This window comes from Nocardia salmonicida NBRC 13393 (genome assembly GCF_001613085.1).
Classification (GTDB): domain Bacteria; phylum Actinomycetota; class Actinomycetes; order Mycobacteriales; family Mycobacteriaceae; genus Nocardia; species Nocardia salmonicida.
This window is the reverse complement of sequence record NZ_BDBR01000022.1, coordinates 91,420-106,249: the sequence shown is the minus strand read 5'-3', so window position 1 is coordinate 106,249 and position 14,830 is coordinate 91,420. Positions and strand designations below refer to the sequence as shown.

At 68.3% G+C, this 14,830-nt stretch carries 12 protein-coding genes; 1 reads left to right on the top strand and 11 read right to left on the bottom strand.

The genetic code is table 11. The features are described from left to right. Nucleotides 1–99: 99 nt before the first annotated feature. Nucleotides 100–2,325 (bottom strand): SulP family inorganic anion transporter, encoded by a 2,226-nt coding sequence (locus NS1_RS21805; RefSeq protein ID WP_062987235.1) that lies wholly within the window; start codon nucleotides 2,323–2,325, stop codon nucleotides 100–102. A 208-nt stretch (nucleotides 2,326–2,533) separates the two neighbouring features. Then, a complete protein-coding gene (locus NS1_RS21800; protein ID WP_084503899.1) occupies nucleotides 2,534–3,319 on the bottom strand; it encodes a tyrosine-protein phosphatase in 786 nt (261 codons plus the stop codon). A 234-nt stretch (nucleotides 3,320–3,553) separates the two neighbouring features. Between NS1_RS21800 and NS1_RS21795 the strand changes: the two genes are divergently transcribed. Then, a complete protein-coding gene (locus NS1_RS21795; RefSeq protein WP_062987231.1) occupies nucleotides 3,554–4,348 on the top strand; it encodes an MBL fold metallo-hydrolase in 795 nt (264 codons plus the stop codon). Nucleotides 4,349–4,351: 3 nt separating this feature from the next. Here NS1_RS21795 and NS1_RS21790 read toward each other — a convergent pair whose 3' ends face one another. Genes NS1_RS21790 through NS1_RS21750 form a run of 9 tightly spaced genes read right to left on the bottom strand, consistent with a single transcriptional unit; the run spans nucleotide 4,352 to nucleotide 14,817 of the window. Beyond that, nucleotides 4,352–5,560, bottom strand: a complete 1,209-nt coding sequence (locus NS1_RS21790; protein WP_062987229.1) for a cytochrome P450 — start codon at nucleotides 5,558–5,560, stop codon at nucleotides 4,352–4,354. Next, nucleotides 5,557–7,215 carry a fatty acyl-AMP ligase gene (locus tag NS1_RS21785; RefSeq protein ID WP_255284632.1) on the bottom strand — a complete coding sequence of 553 codons (1,659 nt, stop codon included), beginning with the start codon at nucleotides 7,213–7,215 and terminating at the stop codon, nucleotides 5,557–5,559. The genes NS1_RS21790 and NS1_RS21785 overlap by 4 nt, the downstream gene beginning before the upstream one ends. Before the next feature lie 8 nt (nucleotides 7,216–7,223). Beyond that, nucleotides 7,224–7,961, bottom strand: a complete 738-nt coding sequence (locus NS1_RS21780) for a thioesterase II family protein (protein WP_218019963.1) — start codon at nucleotides 7,959–7,961, stop codon at nucleotides 7,224–7,226. Next, nucleotides 7,958–9,217: a cytochrome P450 gene (locus NS1_RS21775; RefSeq protein ID WP_062987225.1), complete on the bottom strand. Its 1,260-nt coding sequence runs from the start codon at nucleotides 9,215–9,217 to the stop codon at nucleotides 7,958–7,960. Before NS1_RS21775 ends, NS1_RS21780 begins: the two co-directional genes overlap by 4 nt. Beyond that, entirely contained in the window at nucleotides 9,214–10,107 is an 894-nt protein-coding gene (locus NS1_RS21770; protein WP_062987223.1) for an SAM-dependent methyltransferase, read from the bottom strand. Before NS1_RS21770 ends, NS1_RS21775 begins: the two co-directional genes overlap by 4 nt. A 2-nt stretch (nucleotides 10,108–10,109) precedes the next feature. Continuing rightward, the gene (locus NS1_RS21765; RefSeq protein ID WP_062987221.1) at nucleotides 10,110–10,367 is read right to left on the bottom strand and encodes an acyl carrier protein; all 258 of its coding nucleotides are present in this window, start codon (nucleotides 10,365–10,367) and stop codon (nucleotides 10,110–10,112) included. 12 nt (nucleotides 10,368–10,379) lie between these two features. Further along, nucleotides 10,380–11,297: an acyl-CoA desaturase gene (locus tag NS1_RS21760; protein ID WP_062987219.1), complete on the bottom strand. Its 918-nt coding sequence runs from the start codon at nucleotides 11,295–11,297 to the stop codon at nucleotides 10,380–10,382. A 60-nt stretch (nucleotides 11,298–11,357) separates the two neighbouring features. Continuing rightward, a complete protein-coding gene (locus NS1_RS21755; protein ID WP_062987217.1) occupies nucleotides 11,358–12,611 on the bottom strand; it encodes an MFS transporter in 1,254 nt (417 codons plus the stop codon). Beyond that, complete coding sequence (locus tag NS1_RS21750) at nucleotides 12,589–14,817, bottom strand: hotdog family protein (RefSeq protein ID WP_062987347.1); 2,229 nt, start codon at nucleotides 14,815–14,817, stop codon at nucleotides 12,589–12,591. Before NS1_RS21750 ends, NS1_RS21755 begins: the two co-directional genes overlap by 23 nt. Nucleotides 14,818–14,830: the final 13 nt, after the last annotated feature.

Here is a 14,830-nt window from a genome sequence, read left to right as displayed (position 1 = left end):
CAACCTATTGGTAAAGAATTGGCAAAGCCAGTGTGCCGCACAAACAGTGGGAGTCGCCATAACGGCAGGCAGTCTGTGGTGTGACCCACAACTACCCCCTTACACGGGCTCGGCGGCAGCCCGACGGGCGTCGTCGAAGTCGGCGATCCCGTCGGCGGTGATCTCGATGACGCGCGCCGTCGCCAGGTCGAAGAACAGTCCCGACACCGCCACCCCGCGCTCCTGGATGCCGCTTCGCACCGCCGGATAATCGATCAGGGTCTGCACCTGCCTGGCCACGTTCACCATGCCGAGTTGGTCGATCGGGCCGAAGCCCGCCAGCCTGGCGGCCTCGGCGACAGGGTGGCCGCTGTGGAACGCCGTCAGCGTCGGCTGGGCATGGGCGAGCCAGTCGTCGAGGCCGGGCCCGGCCTGCACCTGCCGGTACAGCGCTTCCATCGCCCCGCAGCCGCTGTGCCCGCACACCACCACCGAGCGCACATCGAGCTTGTCCAGCGCGTAGATCAGCGCCGCCTCCACCGAGACGTCGGAGCCGCCGACCGGCACCAGATTGCCGACATTGCGCACCGTGAACAGGTCGCCGGGGCCGCTGTTGGTGATGACGTTGGGCACGATGCGGGCGTCGGCGCACGTCAGGAAGAAGGTGTCGGCATCGGGCCGGTGTTGCAGTCCGGCCAGGTGCGGCCGCATCAGATGCGCGTGCTCGCGATGGTAGGCCGCGATGCCCGCGGCGATCGGGTCGACGCCGCCGCTGCGCCGCCACGGCCGAATCGGGTCGACGACCGCCTTGCGCGCGTGCCCGTGGTCGGGCGGCCCGTCGTGGGTGCGGGCCATCCGCGCGGCGCCGAGCTCTACGAACTCGACTGTGCCGCCACTGGATTCACGGACATCGGCCCATTCCGAGAGCAACTCGCACGCGGCGTGGTCGAGAAAGTCCACGCTCAGTTCGACCGTCACGTCCACCCCCGCGGGCACCTTCGCCAGTTCGGTCGTGAGCCGGGGCGCGGCCAGGAAGGTGCAGGTGCCCGCGATCCGCACCAGCCAGGTTCCATCGGTGCGCGGCGCCGCGGTGATGGTGAACTTCACGACCCGCCACAGCAGCAGCGCGAACGAGGCAAGCAGTCCGATCACCATGCCCTGCAACAGGTTCAGCGCGACGACCGCGATCACGGTGACCAGGTAGACGTAGATGTCGCCGGTGCGGCGGGCGCGTTTGATATGGGCCAGCTTCACCAACTGCACCCCGATCAGCACCAGCAATCCGGCCAGCGCCGCCGTCGGGATCTGGCGGACCAGGCCGACCAACGCGACCGAGAACACCAGGATCCACCCACCGTGCAGCACGGTGGCCGCCCTACTGCGAGCGCCCGCGTTGGCGTTGGTGATGCTGCGCACGATGACCGCGGCTATCGGCAGACCGCCCAGCACGCCCGAGACCATGTTCGCCGCGCCCTGACCGAGCAATTCCCGATCGAAGTCGGTGCGCTGGTCGGGGCGCAGTTTGTCGACCGCGACGGCCGAGAGCAGCGTCTCCACACTGGCGATGAGGGCGACGGTGAGCATGGTGAGCACGAGCGGCAACCACCCGCCGTGCGGTAGCGCGGGCAACCCGATGCCGTCGAGCAGCGAGCCGTCCAGGCGCACCCGTTCCACCGTCATCGGCAGCACCAGCGAGACCACCGTCGCCGCCACCACGGCGACCAGCGGGCCGGGCACCACCCGCACCCGGCGCGGCAGATACTGCCATCCGATCAGCACGGCGATCACCAGCAGTCCGACGAACAAGTCACCCTTCTGCGCCGACACCACCTGATGCGGGAGCGCGACGATGCTGGCCAACGGCGAGCTGACCGTCGTTCCACCGAGCAGCACGTGCACCTGCTGCAGGGCGATGACCACCCCGATGCCGGCCAGCATCGCGTGCACCACCACCGGCGCGATTCCCAGCGCGGCGCGCGCAACGCGACTGAGCCCGAACAGGATCTGCAGCACACCCGCCCCGACGGTGATGAAACACATGGCGGCCCAACCGAATTGCTGGACCGCTCCCGCCACCACGACGGCCAGACTCGCGGTCGGCCCACTGACCTGAACCTTCGAGCCGCCGAGCAATCCCGCGACCACGCCGCCGACGGCGGCGGCGATGAGCCCGGCGACGACAGGCGCGCCGGAGGCCAGCGCGACCCCGAGCGACAGCGGTAGCGCCACGAGGAACACTACGAGTGACGCTGGAAGATCTTGCTGGAGAACCGATTTCAGTGAAGCATGCGACAGCGTGCGCGCGGTCGCCGTAGTAGTGGTGCCCGGATCATTGTCGGTCATCATTCTCCTTCGCCGGGGCGGATGAGGTCCCGGTTCATCGGTCGAACATGCACTGGCAATTGATGCTGAGCTGCGAGCGAACGGCGGATCTGCAGCACTGCTCGGAAGAGCTCGGACTCCAGACACAGAGTCCTGACAATAGTAAAGAAGTTCCCAAGCATTAGAAAACGTTCTGGGAAGAATGGGACGAAATCGCCGTCGATCTGTGACCTCAGTCACAAAGCAGGTTGTCGGCCAACTGTCGTTGCGTCGCCTGGTCGAGACCGGCGTCGGTCGCCCACACGGTGGGACCGCCGTACTCGGCGTCCAGGTGGGCCAGGAATTGGCGCATGGTTTCCGCGTCGGCGGCGAAAACCCAGGCGGGCAGGCGGTCTGCCGCGTCGCCCTCCGGTCGAGCGGCGCGCGCCCCTCGTGCCCGTAGCGCCGCGATATTCGGTGCGGTGGCGGCATAGTCGGCGATGATGTCGTCCGCGCGCACCCCGGCGACGGCGAGCAGCAGGGCGACCACCACCCCGGTGCGATCCTTGCCCGCGGCGCAGTGGACCAGCGCGGGCAACTGGCCCGGCCCGGCGAGCAGGCGCAGCACGGCGGCGATGTTCTCGCTGCTGTGCTCGAGGTATTCGCAGTACCGGTCGAACATGCTCCCGTCGGGCGAGACCTCGGTGAGGTCGAGGCGCACCCGGTCCGCGCCGTAGACGTGCAGGTTGCGGTAGTCCGCGACGGCGTCGACCACGGCACCTGTTCCGTCCGTGACGATCTCGCTCGGCGCACGCAGGTCGACGATCGTGCGAAGCCCGCATTCGGTGAGCAGGAACGACACATCCGCGGCGTCCAGCGAGGTCAGCAGGTCCGACCGCAGCACCCGCAAGCGGCGCACCTGCCGCCCGTCCATCGTTCGCAACCCACCCAGGTCCCGCGCGTTCACCGCACCGCGCAGCGGCAATTCCCGGCCCATCGAAGAACTCACACCGTTGGTCATCACAATCCCCGTTCTCATTTTCGCAGCACCTATTCGCACCGTTGGTCAACGGTATTCGGTGTCGGATACCGCAAATTCCGAAATTCGCTCTCCCCGAATGATCTTCCGGACGTTTTCACAGGTCAGAGCACTGACCTCGTCGATTCGATCAGGAAATGCGATGGACGGATCGGAATGTTCGATACGAGTCGGCGGCGCCGGTTTCCCTCGATACCGTCGGGCTCGAAACTTCCGTGTCGAAAGGTACGTCGAATGCACCTGACAATCGTCGGAAATCGAGCAGGCATGCCCGCCGACGGCGGCGCCAGCTCGGGCTATCTGGTCGAGACCGGCCAGTCGCGAGTTCTGCTGGACTGTGGCCCCGGAATCGCGGTGATGCTCGGCAATTACGTGCACGCGAGCCTGCTCGACGCGGTGGTCATCAGCCACCTGCACCTGGATCACTGCTACGACGTGCTGCCCATCGGCAAACAGGCGATGCGCAAGGCCGCCGACGCCCCGGACCGCCGGATCAAGCTGTTCGTGCCGAAAGGGGCTCGCGCGAAACTGGACCAGCTCGCCGCGCTGTTCCCGGTGAAGACCTTCCCTGATCTGAACCGGGCGTTCGACCTGGCCTACGAGGTCATCGAATACGAGCGCGGCGCCACCTACGCGCTCACCGACTGCAGCATCGAGTTGGTGCCCATGGTGCACACCGAACCCGCCTGCGGCGTCCGGATCGAAAGCCCCACCGGCAGTCTCGCGTTCACCGGCGACACCGGCTGGAACGACAACCTGGTCGCGCTCGCCGCCGACGTCGACATCTTTCTCGCCGAGTCCACCCTGGCCGAGCCCGATCGCACCCCGCACGGCCACCTTTCGGCCGGCGAGGTCGGGCGGGTCGCCGCCGCCGCGGGCGCGCGCTCGGTGGTGCTGACCCATTTCGGTTCGGCACAGGACCAGTGGCAGCAGGCTCGGCGCGACGACGTGTCCGCCGAATTCGACGGACCCGTGCACCTGAGCCGACCCGGCATGCGGTTCTCGGTGCCCGCCGAACAGCCGCGCTGAGCGCTACACCGCCACCGTCAGGGTCGCGAGGCCGCGCAGGTTGATCCGACCGTTCCACGTCTGATCGACCACCGCGGCCTCGGGAAAGCGGGTCACGAAGCGCGGGAACACGATCCGGGCCTCCATCCGGACCAACGCGGCGCCGAGGCAGTGGTGGATGCCGGCACCGAGCGAGACATTCTGGTGCGCGTTCGGCCGGTCCAGACGCAGCTGGTCGGCGTCGGCGCCCCAGAATTCCGGGTCCCGGTTGGCGGCGGCCAAGGCGCCGATCACCCAGGAGCCCGCGGGGATCTCGTGGTCACCGACGCGCAACGGCGCGAGGGTGATCCGGCGCATCAGGTGCACGGGGGTGTCGAAACGCATCAGCTCGTCGACGGCGCCGGCCGCCAGCTCGGGCTCGTCCCGCAGCCGCCGCGCCTGGTCCGGATGCCGCAGCAGCGACAGGATTCCGCTGCCGAGGTGGGTCACCGTGGTCTCGTGGCCCGCGATGTAGAGGAACATCACCTGCGAGATCAGCTCGTCCTCGCTGAGCATGTCGCCGTTGTCCTCGGCGCCGATCAGCGCCGTGAGCAGATCGTCACCGGGGTTCGCGCGTTTCCAGCGGATCAGTTCCCGGACCATCCCGAACAGTTCCTGGTTGGCTGCTCGGATCCGGTCCTGGGTCGCGGGGCTCGCGAACGGCTCGAACACCAATACGACGATCTCGGTGAGCTCGCGCAGCCGGGTGTGCTCGCCCACCGGGATGCCGAGCATCTCCGAGATGATGGTGAAGGGCAGCGGAAAGGCCAGTTCGGCAATGACATCCGCGGTGCCCGCGGCGGCGATGCGGGCCAGCGCCTCCTCGACCAGTTCCTCGACGCGCGGCTGCAGCGATTCGATGGAGCGGGGCGTGAAGGCCTTCGACACCAGTCGCCGCAGGCGGGTGTGGTCGGGCGGGTCCTGATCCAGCATCGACAGCCCGCCCATCACGCGGCTCTCCTTGCGGACCTCGGTACTGCCGCTCTTCCACGCGGGCAGGTGCCGCAGGTGCTGCTCGTCGACGGAATGCGGGGAGCGCTGGAGGGCGGCCACGTCTTCGTGCCGGGAGATGATCCAGAACCCCATCGGGTGCTCCTGCGCGGGTCCCGCGGCGCGCAGCTGGGCGTAGTGCGGATACGGGTCATCGGCGAATCCCGGTGCGGTGGGGTCGAAGACGAAGGTCTCGGTGCTCATTGCAGGTATCGCTTCCTTGCCGCTGATCGCATGATTTTTCCGCTACTCGTCTTCTGCACGGTGCCCGGCGCGGCCAGGACCACCTCCGCGACGGCGAGTTCGTGTTCCTGCAGCACCGCCGCGCGGACAGCGCCCACGATGTCGTCGGTGTCGGCGTCGGCGTCGCGCTCGAGCTCCTGGACGACGACGAGCTTCTCGCCGTCGCGCCCCGGCACCGCGAACGCCGCGCCGCTACCGGGTCGCAGCGCCGGGTGCGCGCGCTGCACGGTGTGCTCGATGTCGTGCGGGTAGTAGTTGCGGCCCCGGAGGATGATGATGTCCTTGAGGCGGCCCACCACATACAGTTCGTCGTCGACGACCACTCCGAGGTCGCCCGTGCGCAGGTAGGTGCGCTCGGGATCGTCGGCGATGCGGGCGTGGAAGGTCTCGGCGGTCGCCTCGGGCAGGCCCCAATAGCCTCGGGCGACATGGTCGCCCGCCACCCAGATCTCGCCGGCCAGACCTTCCGGACAGGGGTTGCCCGTCTCCGGGTCGACGATGCGCAGGTCCTCACCGGGCAGCGCCACCCCGGAGCCGACGAGCGTGCGGCCCCGATCCACCGCGGCCGCGACATACCGTCGATCGGCGAGTGCGTCGATATCGGCGTCGAGCAACCGGGAACCGCGGCCCTTCCCGCTCGCCGACACCAGCAGGGTGGCCTCCGCGAGGCCGTAGCACGGGAACACCGCCTGGGCGCCGAACCCCAGTGGCGCGAACGTCTTCGCGAACCGGTCCAGGGTCTCGGCCCGGATCGGCTCGGCACCGTTGAAGGCGACCTTCCAGCTGCTCAGGTCCAGGTCGGGCAGTTCACCGGCGGCGGCGCGCGCGACACAGGCGTCGAAGGCGAAGTTCGGGCCGCCGCTGGTGTGCGCGCGATAGTGCGAGATGGCTTCGAGCCACCGCAACGGCCGCCGGATGAACGTGGTGGGCGACATCATGACGGTCGTCGCGCCGACGTACACCGGTTGCAGCACATTGCCGATCAGGCCCTGGTCGTGGAAGAAGGGCGCCCAGCCGACCACGGTCGATTCCCGGTCGTGGCCGAAGCTGTGCCGGATCATCTCCTCGTTGGCCACCAGGTTTCGATGCGTCACCATCACGCCCTTGGGCGCGGAGGTGGACCCGGAGGTGTACTGCAGGAACGCCACGGCATCGGGATCGGCGGCGGTCGCGGTGAAAGACGTTTGCGTCGTGGGCAACTCGTCGACGGCCAGCCACTGCCGTGCGGTGCAGAGCGGCTCGAGCGCCGGTCGCAGCGTCTCGAGCAGCCCTGCGATCGTCAGCACGGCTGTGGGCGCGCAGTCGCCGACGATGGAGCGCGTCGCGTCCTGAACCTTGCCGCGGCGCGGCGGATTGACCGGCACGGCAACGATATTCGCGTAGAGGCAGCCGAAGTAGGCGGTGATGAATTCGACGCACTGCGGGAACACCAACAGCGCGCGCTCGCCCGGTTCGCACCGCGCGCGCAGCAGTCGCGCCACCGCCATCGCTTGTTCGTGGAGTTCGCGATAGGTCGTGGTGGTGTGCTCGGCACCGTTGTCGTCGAGGAAGATGTAGGCGATGCGGTCCGGCTCGTCGACGGCGCGACGCGCGAGGATCTCGGGAAGTAGCTGCACGTCGGTCCTCAGGTCAGGGCGGCGGTCATGATCGCCGCGATTGCCGCGCGATGTCGATGGTGGAACAGGTGATCACCGGTGAACTCGTGGGTGGCGAACGGGCCGTCGGTCAACGACCCCCACGCCCACACCTCGTCCGGGTCGGCGATCGGGTCCTCGTCGCCGTAGAACGTCGTGATCGGGCAGGCGAGCCGGGGCTGGGGCCGGTGGGTGTATTCCTCCGACAACTCCAGGTCCGCACGGGTCAGCGGCAGCGCGTACCGCAGGAAACTCGCGCTGCGGCCCGCCGCACCCCAGGCGCCCATCGCGTCCAGTGCCGCGGCGAAGTCGTTGTCGGGCAGGCGATGCAGGACCGCGCGGCTCGCCGCCAGGTGTGGTGACCGGCGACCGGACACGAACAGGTGGACCGGCGGCCTGCCCGCCACGGTCAGCGCGCGAGCCAGTTCATAGGCGATCAGCGCGCCCATGCTGTGGCCGTAGAGGGCCACCGGTTCGTCGCCCGATTGCATGATCTGTCCGGACAATTCGTCGACCGCCTCGCCGACCCGGTGCAGCGGCGGACGTTGCGCGACATCCTCGCGGCCGGGGAGCTGCACCCGCACGACCCCGATCCCCGGTCCGAACAGGTCGGGCCAGCGATTGAACGACGACGCGCCGGCACCCGCGTGTGGGATACACACCAGCCGCACCCCAGCGGGCGCGGTGTCGCCGCGCAACCAGGAGGTGACCAGTCCGGTGCCCGTCATCGTGCCCGCCGCACGTCGACGGGAAGGCTCTTCAGACCACGCACGATGAAACTGTGGTCCTGCCATTCGAGATCCGTCTGCCGTGGTTCCAGGTGCTCCGAACGGACGAACAGGTACTCGAAGGCGACCTGCGCCTGTAGTTCGGCGAGCAGTCCGCCGAGGCACCCGTGCATGCCGTGGCCGAATCCGAGATGTCCACCGCCGGTGCGGGTGAGGTCGAACTCGTCGGGCCGGGCGAAGACGTCGGGGTCGCGATTGGCCGCGCCGAGACACACCAGGATCTGTTCGCCCGCCGAGATCCTGGCGCCGTCGAGCTGGATGTCGCGGGTGGCGAGGCGCTTGGTCAACTGCAGCGGAGGGTCGTAGCGCAGGGCCTCGGTCACCGCCGCCTCGACCGATTCCGGTCCGCGGCACAGCAGCGCGGCCTGGGCGGGGTGGCGCAGCAGCGCCAGCGTCCCGTTGCCGATCAGCGATTTGGTGGTCTCGTTGCCCGCGACGAAACACATGACGCAGACGAAGACCACTTCCTCGTCGGTCAGCACATCGCCGCCCGCGGTCCGCGCCGCGAGCAATTGGCTGATCAGATCACTGCCGGGCCGGGCACGTCGCTCGGGCAGCACGGCATCGATGGCCGCGGCGAACTCCTCGACCACCACCCGGACCCGTTCGAAATCCCCGGCTTTCATCATGCCGGGCTCGAGCAGGAATCGGATGTCGTGGGTCCACGGCCCGACCCGCGGGCGCAACTCCTCGGGCAGATCCATCCACTCACACAGCACCGCCACCGGCAGCGGCGCGGCCAGGTCGGCGATGACATCAAGGCCGCCGTCACGCCAGGCCCGCTCCATGAGGTCGGCGGCGACCCGGGCCACCAGCGGGCGCAGCGACTCCACCGACCGGGCGGTGAACACCCGGTTCACCAGTCCGCGCAACCGCGCGTGATCGGGATTGTCGGTGAACACCAACGACTTACGCCCGAGGCGTTCGATCTGCGCGACGCTGCAGTGCCCGAGCCGCTCGGCCTGTCTGCTCACCAGACTGGGAATCAGACCGGCGCTGAACGAGCGATCGTGCAGCACCCCACGCACCTCGGCATGCCGGGTGAGCACCCACATGCCGAGTGTCCGGTGCACCGGTTCGGCTTCGCGCAACTGCTGGTAGAGCGGGTACGGGTCCTGCCGGAATTCGGCGCTGAACGGGTTGAACCGCACCCGCGCCCTGCTCGGTGCGACGGGTTCGGGCGAATGCGTGGTCATGCCGACCGCACCCGAGTGTCGGCGAAGAATCCGGTGAGGTAGGGCACCAGCACGAGGCGCAGCAGGCCGATCTTGCCCATCCGGAAACCGAGCGCCGACAGTTTCAGGTAGCGCTCGTAGCGGGCCACCACGTCGCTGCCGACGATCTCGGTGGCTTCGGCGCGGTGGGCCCGCAGCCTGCGTGCCCACTGTTCGCACGTCCAGGCATAGTCGAGGCGCCCGTTGCTGATCGAGCGCACTTCGAACAGACCCTCGGCCGCGGCGGTGATCTCGGCCAGCGTCGGCAGGTCGGCGTCGGGGAAGATCTCCTGCTGCATGAAGGCGCTGGCTTGTTCGCGAGACATGTTCGCGTAGGCGATGGTCTGCAGCGACAGCGTGCCGTCGGGCTCGAGCCAGTCGCGGCACCGCGTGAAGAAGTCCCGGTACACCCCGATCTTCTGGTCCGGTGCGTCGTCGGGAGTCGCGAAGTGTTCGAAGGCGCCTATCGAGATGATGCCGTCGAACCGGGTGTCCGGCTCGTAGTGCAGCCAGTTCTCGGTCCGCACTTCGACGCCGGGGCAATGGCGCGATCGGACGAACTCGGCTTGCTCGGGACTGAGCGTCAGCCCGACGGACCTGGCGACCCCGGCGTGCGCCAGCCGGTCGAGGATCGCGCCCCACCCGCAGCCGATATCGAGGACGGTGGCGGCGTGCTGCGCGTCGATCGCGTCCAGGTGGAATCGCAGTTTGCGATCCTGGGCGAGTTCCAGTGTGTCGTCGGGGTTTTCGCGCAGGGCGCAGGAGTAGGACAACGACTCGTCGAGCCAGAGGCGATAGAAGTCGTTACCCGCGTCGTAGTGGTGACGGATCGCTGCGGCGGCCGCGGTGGACCGCTCGGTATGGACCGACATGGCTACCCCACACTCCGCCGGCTCTGCTCGTGCAGGTAGGCGGCGACGGCGTCGAGGTTGGGGTTGTCGAACAGGTCCTCGGGCGCCAGATCGACACCGTAGCGGTCCTCGACCTCGATCAGCAGCGCGACGGCCAGGGCCGAGTCGATGCCGAGGCGATCGAAATCGGTGGCCGGGTCGATGGTGGCGGCCGGTACCTCGAGCAGACTCGCGAGGTATTCCTGGCACCAGATGACAATGGCTTCTTTACTTGTATCCACGGTGAGAATTCCTTAGATTCGCTTGGCTGCCATGCGTTCGGCGGACGGCATTTTCAGGTCCCAGGCGAGACCACAGAATGCCAGTGTTCGGATGAGCCAGAAACCGGGATCGAGGCGGTACCAGTCCAATCCGAAGGAAGGCGACTCGGGAAAGGCATGGTGATTGTTGTGCCACGACTCCCCCAGCGTCGCCAGGGCGAATACGCCACCGTTGTGGCTGTTCTCGCGGGATTCGTAGTTTCGGGTTCCGAACATGTGCAGGAACGAATTGATCGCCCAGACGATGTGCTCGAGGACGAAGATGCGCACCAACCCACCCCAGAGCAGGCCGGCGACCGCGCCGGTCCAGCTCATCGAGACCAGGCCACCGATCACGGTCGGGATCAACAGCCCGAGCCCCACCCAGTAGTAGTAGAGGCGGGCGATGCGGACGAGCCCCCGGTCCTTGATCAAGTCGGGCGCGTAGTGCACGACGTTCGGGTACTCGTGGCGGCGCATCCACAGGAAATGGGAGTGGGCCAGGCCGCGCAGCGCACCGCGCAGGCCGTCACCGGCGAGGTTGGGTGAGTGCGGGTCGCCTTCGCGATCGCTGTATTCGTGGTGGCGCCGGTGCAGGGCGACCCAGGAGATGACCGGGCCCTGGCCCGCCATCGAGCCGAGGATCGCCAGGACCCACGTCACCCACGGCGCGGCTTTGAACGTGCGATGGGTGAACAGCCGGTGATAGCCGACCGTCACGCCGAGTCCGGTGAGCAGCCACATCACGAAGAGCAGGGCGAATTCCAGCACACCGAAGGGCCGGACCAGAAGGAAGGCGAAGGCGACGACCGTGCCGATGATCGGGAGAATATCGAACAGCAGGAAGTGTCGTCGTTGCAGTCGGTGGATATAGGGACTACTGATCGTTTTTCTGCGCGGATCGGGATTCATTGTGCAATTCACCTCAGCGGTATGGAACCGGGCTGAACATTATTTACCGTAGCCAGGCGTTCAGCGGTCGGCGACGGCGTGTGACAATTGCCGATCGTCGGATCGGAATTGTTTATGACGGACCAGCGACAGCGCGACACTGATCGCGCCGAAGCCGGTGGCGAACATCCAGATGTGATCGGTACCGAGGACCGCGATGACGGCTCCGCCGATCGCCGAGCCGAACGCGGCCCCGAGATACATCGCCGACCCGTTGAGCGACAACAACATCGGTGCCTGCTCCGGGGTCGCGTCGGCGATCATGCTGTGCTGCTGCGCGGGCAGGAAGGCCCAGCCGACCACACCCCACACCGTGACGAAGGCGACGGTGGTCGCCAAGGTGTGGGCGGCGATCGGCTGCCAGGCCAGGTTCGCGGTGAAAATCGTCAACGCGCCGAGCAGTACCGGCCGCGCGCCGAATCGGTCGACCAGCACGCTCCCGCCCCACAGGCCGAACATCGCCCCGACGCCGTGCGCCATGATCAGCGCGCCGACGTGATCGGCTCCCACGGCGGGGACCTCGGTATAGATCGGGCCCACATAGGTGAACACCATCAATCCCGCGGTCATGCCCGAGATCGTCACCGCGAGCCCCAGCCACACCGGTGGGTGCCGCAGGGGTGCGAGTCGCTGCCGCAGGGACACCACGGGTGTGCCCTCGCCCGCCGGAACCGTGAGCGCGACACCGACAGTCGTGATCAGCGCCACCGCGGCGACGGCGACGAACGCCATCCGCCACGACGACAGCCCGGCGACCCACACCCCGAGCGGCACACCCGCCACGGTGGCGATCGAGATGCCGCCGAGGATCACCGCCAGCGCCCGACCGCGACGGTTCGCGGTAGCCATGGCTGCCGCCGCCGCGCCGGCGAGCGGCACATAGATCCCCGCGACGCACCCGGCCGCGACGCGCGCCACTGCCATCACCCACGGTGACCACGCCACCGCGGCGAGCAGATTCACGACGACGAACAGCGCGATCGCGATGAGCAGCAGCCGCCGTGGCGAGCGCACCCGCAGCATGGTGACCACGACGGGCGCGGCGAGGGCGTACGCCAGGGAGTAACCCGTGACGAACAGCCCCGCGCCGGCGACGGAGACCCGTAGGTCGGCCGCCATCGGCGCCAGTACCCCGGCGACGAGGTAGTTGTCGGTCCCGGCGCAGAACGCGCCGAGGGAAAGCACCAGGACCGGCAGCCACCGAATCGACGAGGGCGCGGCGTCGGCGACGACCACCGGATGCCCGTGCGCCTCACCAGGGTTGGGCATCGCCATCGCGCAACTCCACGGCGACACCGGTGAGTTCGTAGATCCGCATGTTCGGCTTCCAGACGCTCGCGTCGGCGAGCACCCGGATCCGGCCCGGGCGGCGTTCGACGCTCTTGATGTGCACCTCGAGGGTCATCAGCTCGTCGCTCGCCAGGATCTGTCCGCGATAGCGCCACGACAACGCCACGCCGACCGGAACGACGAATTCCGGCGCGACCAGTTCGGCGGCGAGACCGGCGTCGACCGTCCACTCCTGCATCGCCTGGATGACCGCCTCGACACCGAGGGATCCGGGCATCACCGGGTCGAGGTAGAAGTGGTAGCCGAAGAACCAATCGTCAGCGCGGACCGCACGGGTGGCACGCAGGTAACCGAGCCCGAATTCTCCCGCGCCGTCGACGGTTTCGATGCGGTCGAGCATCGCCAGGTGCCCGACCGCGCACGGCATGCCGGTACCCGAAGCTCGACGCGCGGCCACGTCGATCACGCGAACAGCGGGGCGTCGCTCCTGCCGGTCGAGCCATGTGGGCACGAATTCGCCGTTGTCGAGTCCGTTCTGGTTCGCCAGCGCCGGAGCGTTGAAGAACCCGAACAGCGACTCCCCCGCGTAGAACGGTTCACCGTCCACGGCGAGTTCGTACGAGAACGTCTGCAGCACGACGCCGACCAGGACCGTGGTGTCGATCAGCCTGCTGGTCTGCTGAATCGTCTTGTCCCGCAGGTCCACCTCGCGCAGCACCGTCGCGGAGCCGTCGAGATTGCGCAGGCTGAAGTCCTCCTGGGGCGAGGTGAGGGTGGCGCCGAGGAAGTAGCCGAGCAGCAACGCCGACTGCAGCGAGGTCTCCATGTAGACGACGTTGGGCATGGAGGCGTTGGCCGACTCGACGTAGTACCAGGAGTCGGCGGGCGAGTCGTATTCGGTGTGCGCGCTGCCCGCGTCGAGCTGCCCCCGTCGCCCGTCGACGGCCATGACCCGATCGCAGAGCTGAAGTCCGTGGTTGGGCATGCGTGTGGCCCTGCGACCCGCGTACGCCGAGAACTCCGGGCCGAGCGCGATGCCGAGATCGCCGCGCGCGCTGTGGGTCATGTGGAACTCACCGAGCAGAGCCCGCTGTCCGAAGACGTTGCGGCGGCCGAGGAATCGGGGAATCTCGCCACCGGCATCCGGACCGATCGCCAGACCCTGCTCCTCCCTGATCTCCAGGGCGAGGCCGTGCACGGTTGCCACCACTGCGCCCGCGCAACGGATTTCGGCATTGATCCGAAGCCATGGACGCGGCAGCAGGTCGATCTGGACCACGTCGGCGATCAGCTCGGCGGGTCCGGTCATCGGGGCGGACACCGTCACTTCGAGGGGCTCGCTCGCCTGGAATCGGGCACCGGCCAGGCACAGGTGCAGGCCCGCGCGCACCGCGAAGACCTGGGCGGCCTGCCAGGCGAGTTCGGTCGCTGCGGTGACCGGATCCGGGCCATCGATGCGGCAGCTCGCCCGCAACCGCCCTCTGGCCCATGGACCTTCGCGTCCGGCGATCTCGAGCACCTCGGTGAGGTTGCCGTGAACGCCGTCGGTCAGCCGGATGTCGGGGTTGACGCCTTCCTGGTCGTAAGCCGGGCCGAAGACGGCAGCCACCTCGCCCCTGCCCAGTGCGGCGAGGGCACCGCCGTCCAGCGCGGTGATCGGTGTGCGGGCGAGGAACTTGAAGGCATTCATGGTGGTCGCCGGCGGTGGCAGCTCGAAGACCACCGGGTGTCCCGGCGCGGCGGAGACCGACAATCCGGTGGCCGGCGCGTAGTCGATCATGACCGCGAAGGTCTGTTCCGCCCAGGTGGTCGGCGCGGGTGCGGGTGCCCGGTGGGACCGGGCACCCTGCTCGTTGCTGCCGAGGGTGTCGAGCGCGCGCCGCTGCAACGCGGTCTGTACGTCCATCGCCGACAGGTGTGCGGTGACGAGCTCGGACCGAACCTCCTGCAGGAGCGCGGCAACGGCGTCGACGGGGCCGGCCACCGCCACCGGTGCGGTGGGTCGTTGAACGGCGGGCACCGGGACGATGGGCGGTTGCAACGCGGGCACCGACGCGGTGTGCGTCGGGCCCGCCGGTGCGGTGGACGGTTGCGAGGCGGGGCTGGTGGCCGGCTCCAGTGCCAACGTCCAGGCGAGGACATCGAAGGGCTCACCGTCGAAGTCGAGGGTGTCCAGTGGTGTGGTGGTCATCGGATCTCCGTTC

Coding starts and splice junctions, on each gene's coding strand:
- NS1_RS21805 (WP_062987235.1), bottom strand. CDS start 2,325: ATGATGACCGACAATGATCCGGGCACCACTACTACGGCGACCGCGCGC.
- NS1_RS21800 (WP_084503899.1), bottom strand. CDS start 3,319: ATGAGAACGGGGATTGTGATGACCAACGGTGTGAGTTCTTCGATGGGC.
- NS1_RS21795 (WP_062987231.1), top strand. CDS start 3,554: ATGCACCTGACAATCGTCGGAAATCGAGCAGGCATGCCCGCCGACGGC.
- NS1_RS21790 (WP_062987229.1), bottom strand. CDS start 5,560: ATGAGCACCGAGACCTTCGTCTTCGACCCCACCGCACCGGGATTCGCC.
- NS1_RS21780 (WP_218019963.1), bottom strand. CDS start 7,961: ATGACGGGCACCGGACTGGTCACCTCCTGGTTGCGCGGCGACACCGCG.
- NS1_RS21775 (WP_062987225.1), bottom strand. CDS start 9,217: ATGACCACGCATTCGCCCGAACCCGTCGCACCGAGCAGGGCGCGGGTG.
- NS1_RS21770 (WP_062987223.1), bottom strand. CDS start 10,107: ATGTCGGTCCATACCGAGCGGTCCACCGCGGCCGCCGCAGCGATCCGT.
- NS1_RS21760 (WP_062987219.1), bottom strand. CDS start 11,297: ATGAATCCCGATCCGCGCAGAAAAACGATCAGTAGTCCCTATATCCAC.
- NS1_RS21755 (WP_062987217.1), bottom strand. CDS start 12,611: ATGGCGATGCCCAACCCTGGTGAGGCGCACGGGCATCCGGTGGTCGTC.
- NS1_RS21750 (WP_062987347.1), bottom strand. CDS start 14,817: ATGACCACCACACCACTGGACACCCTCGACTTCGACGGTGAGCCCTTC.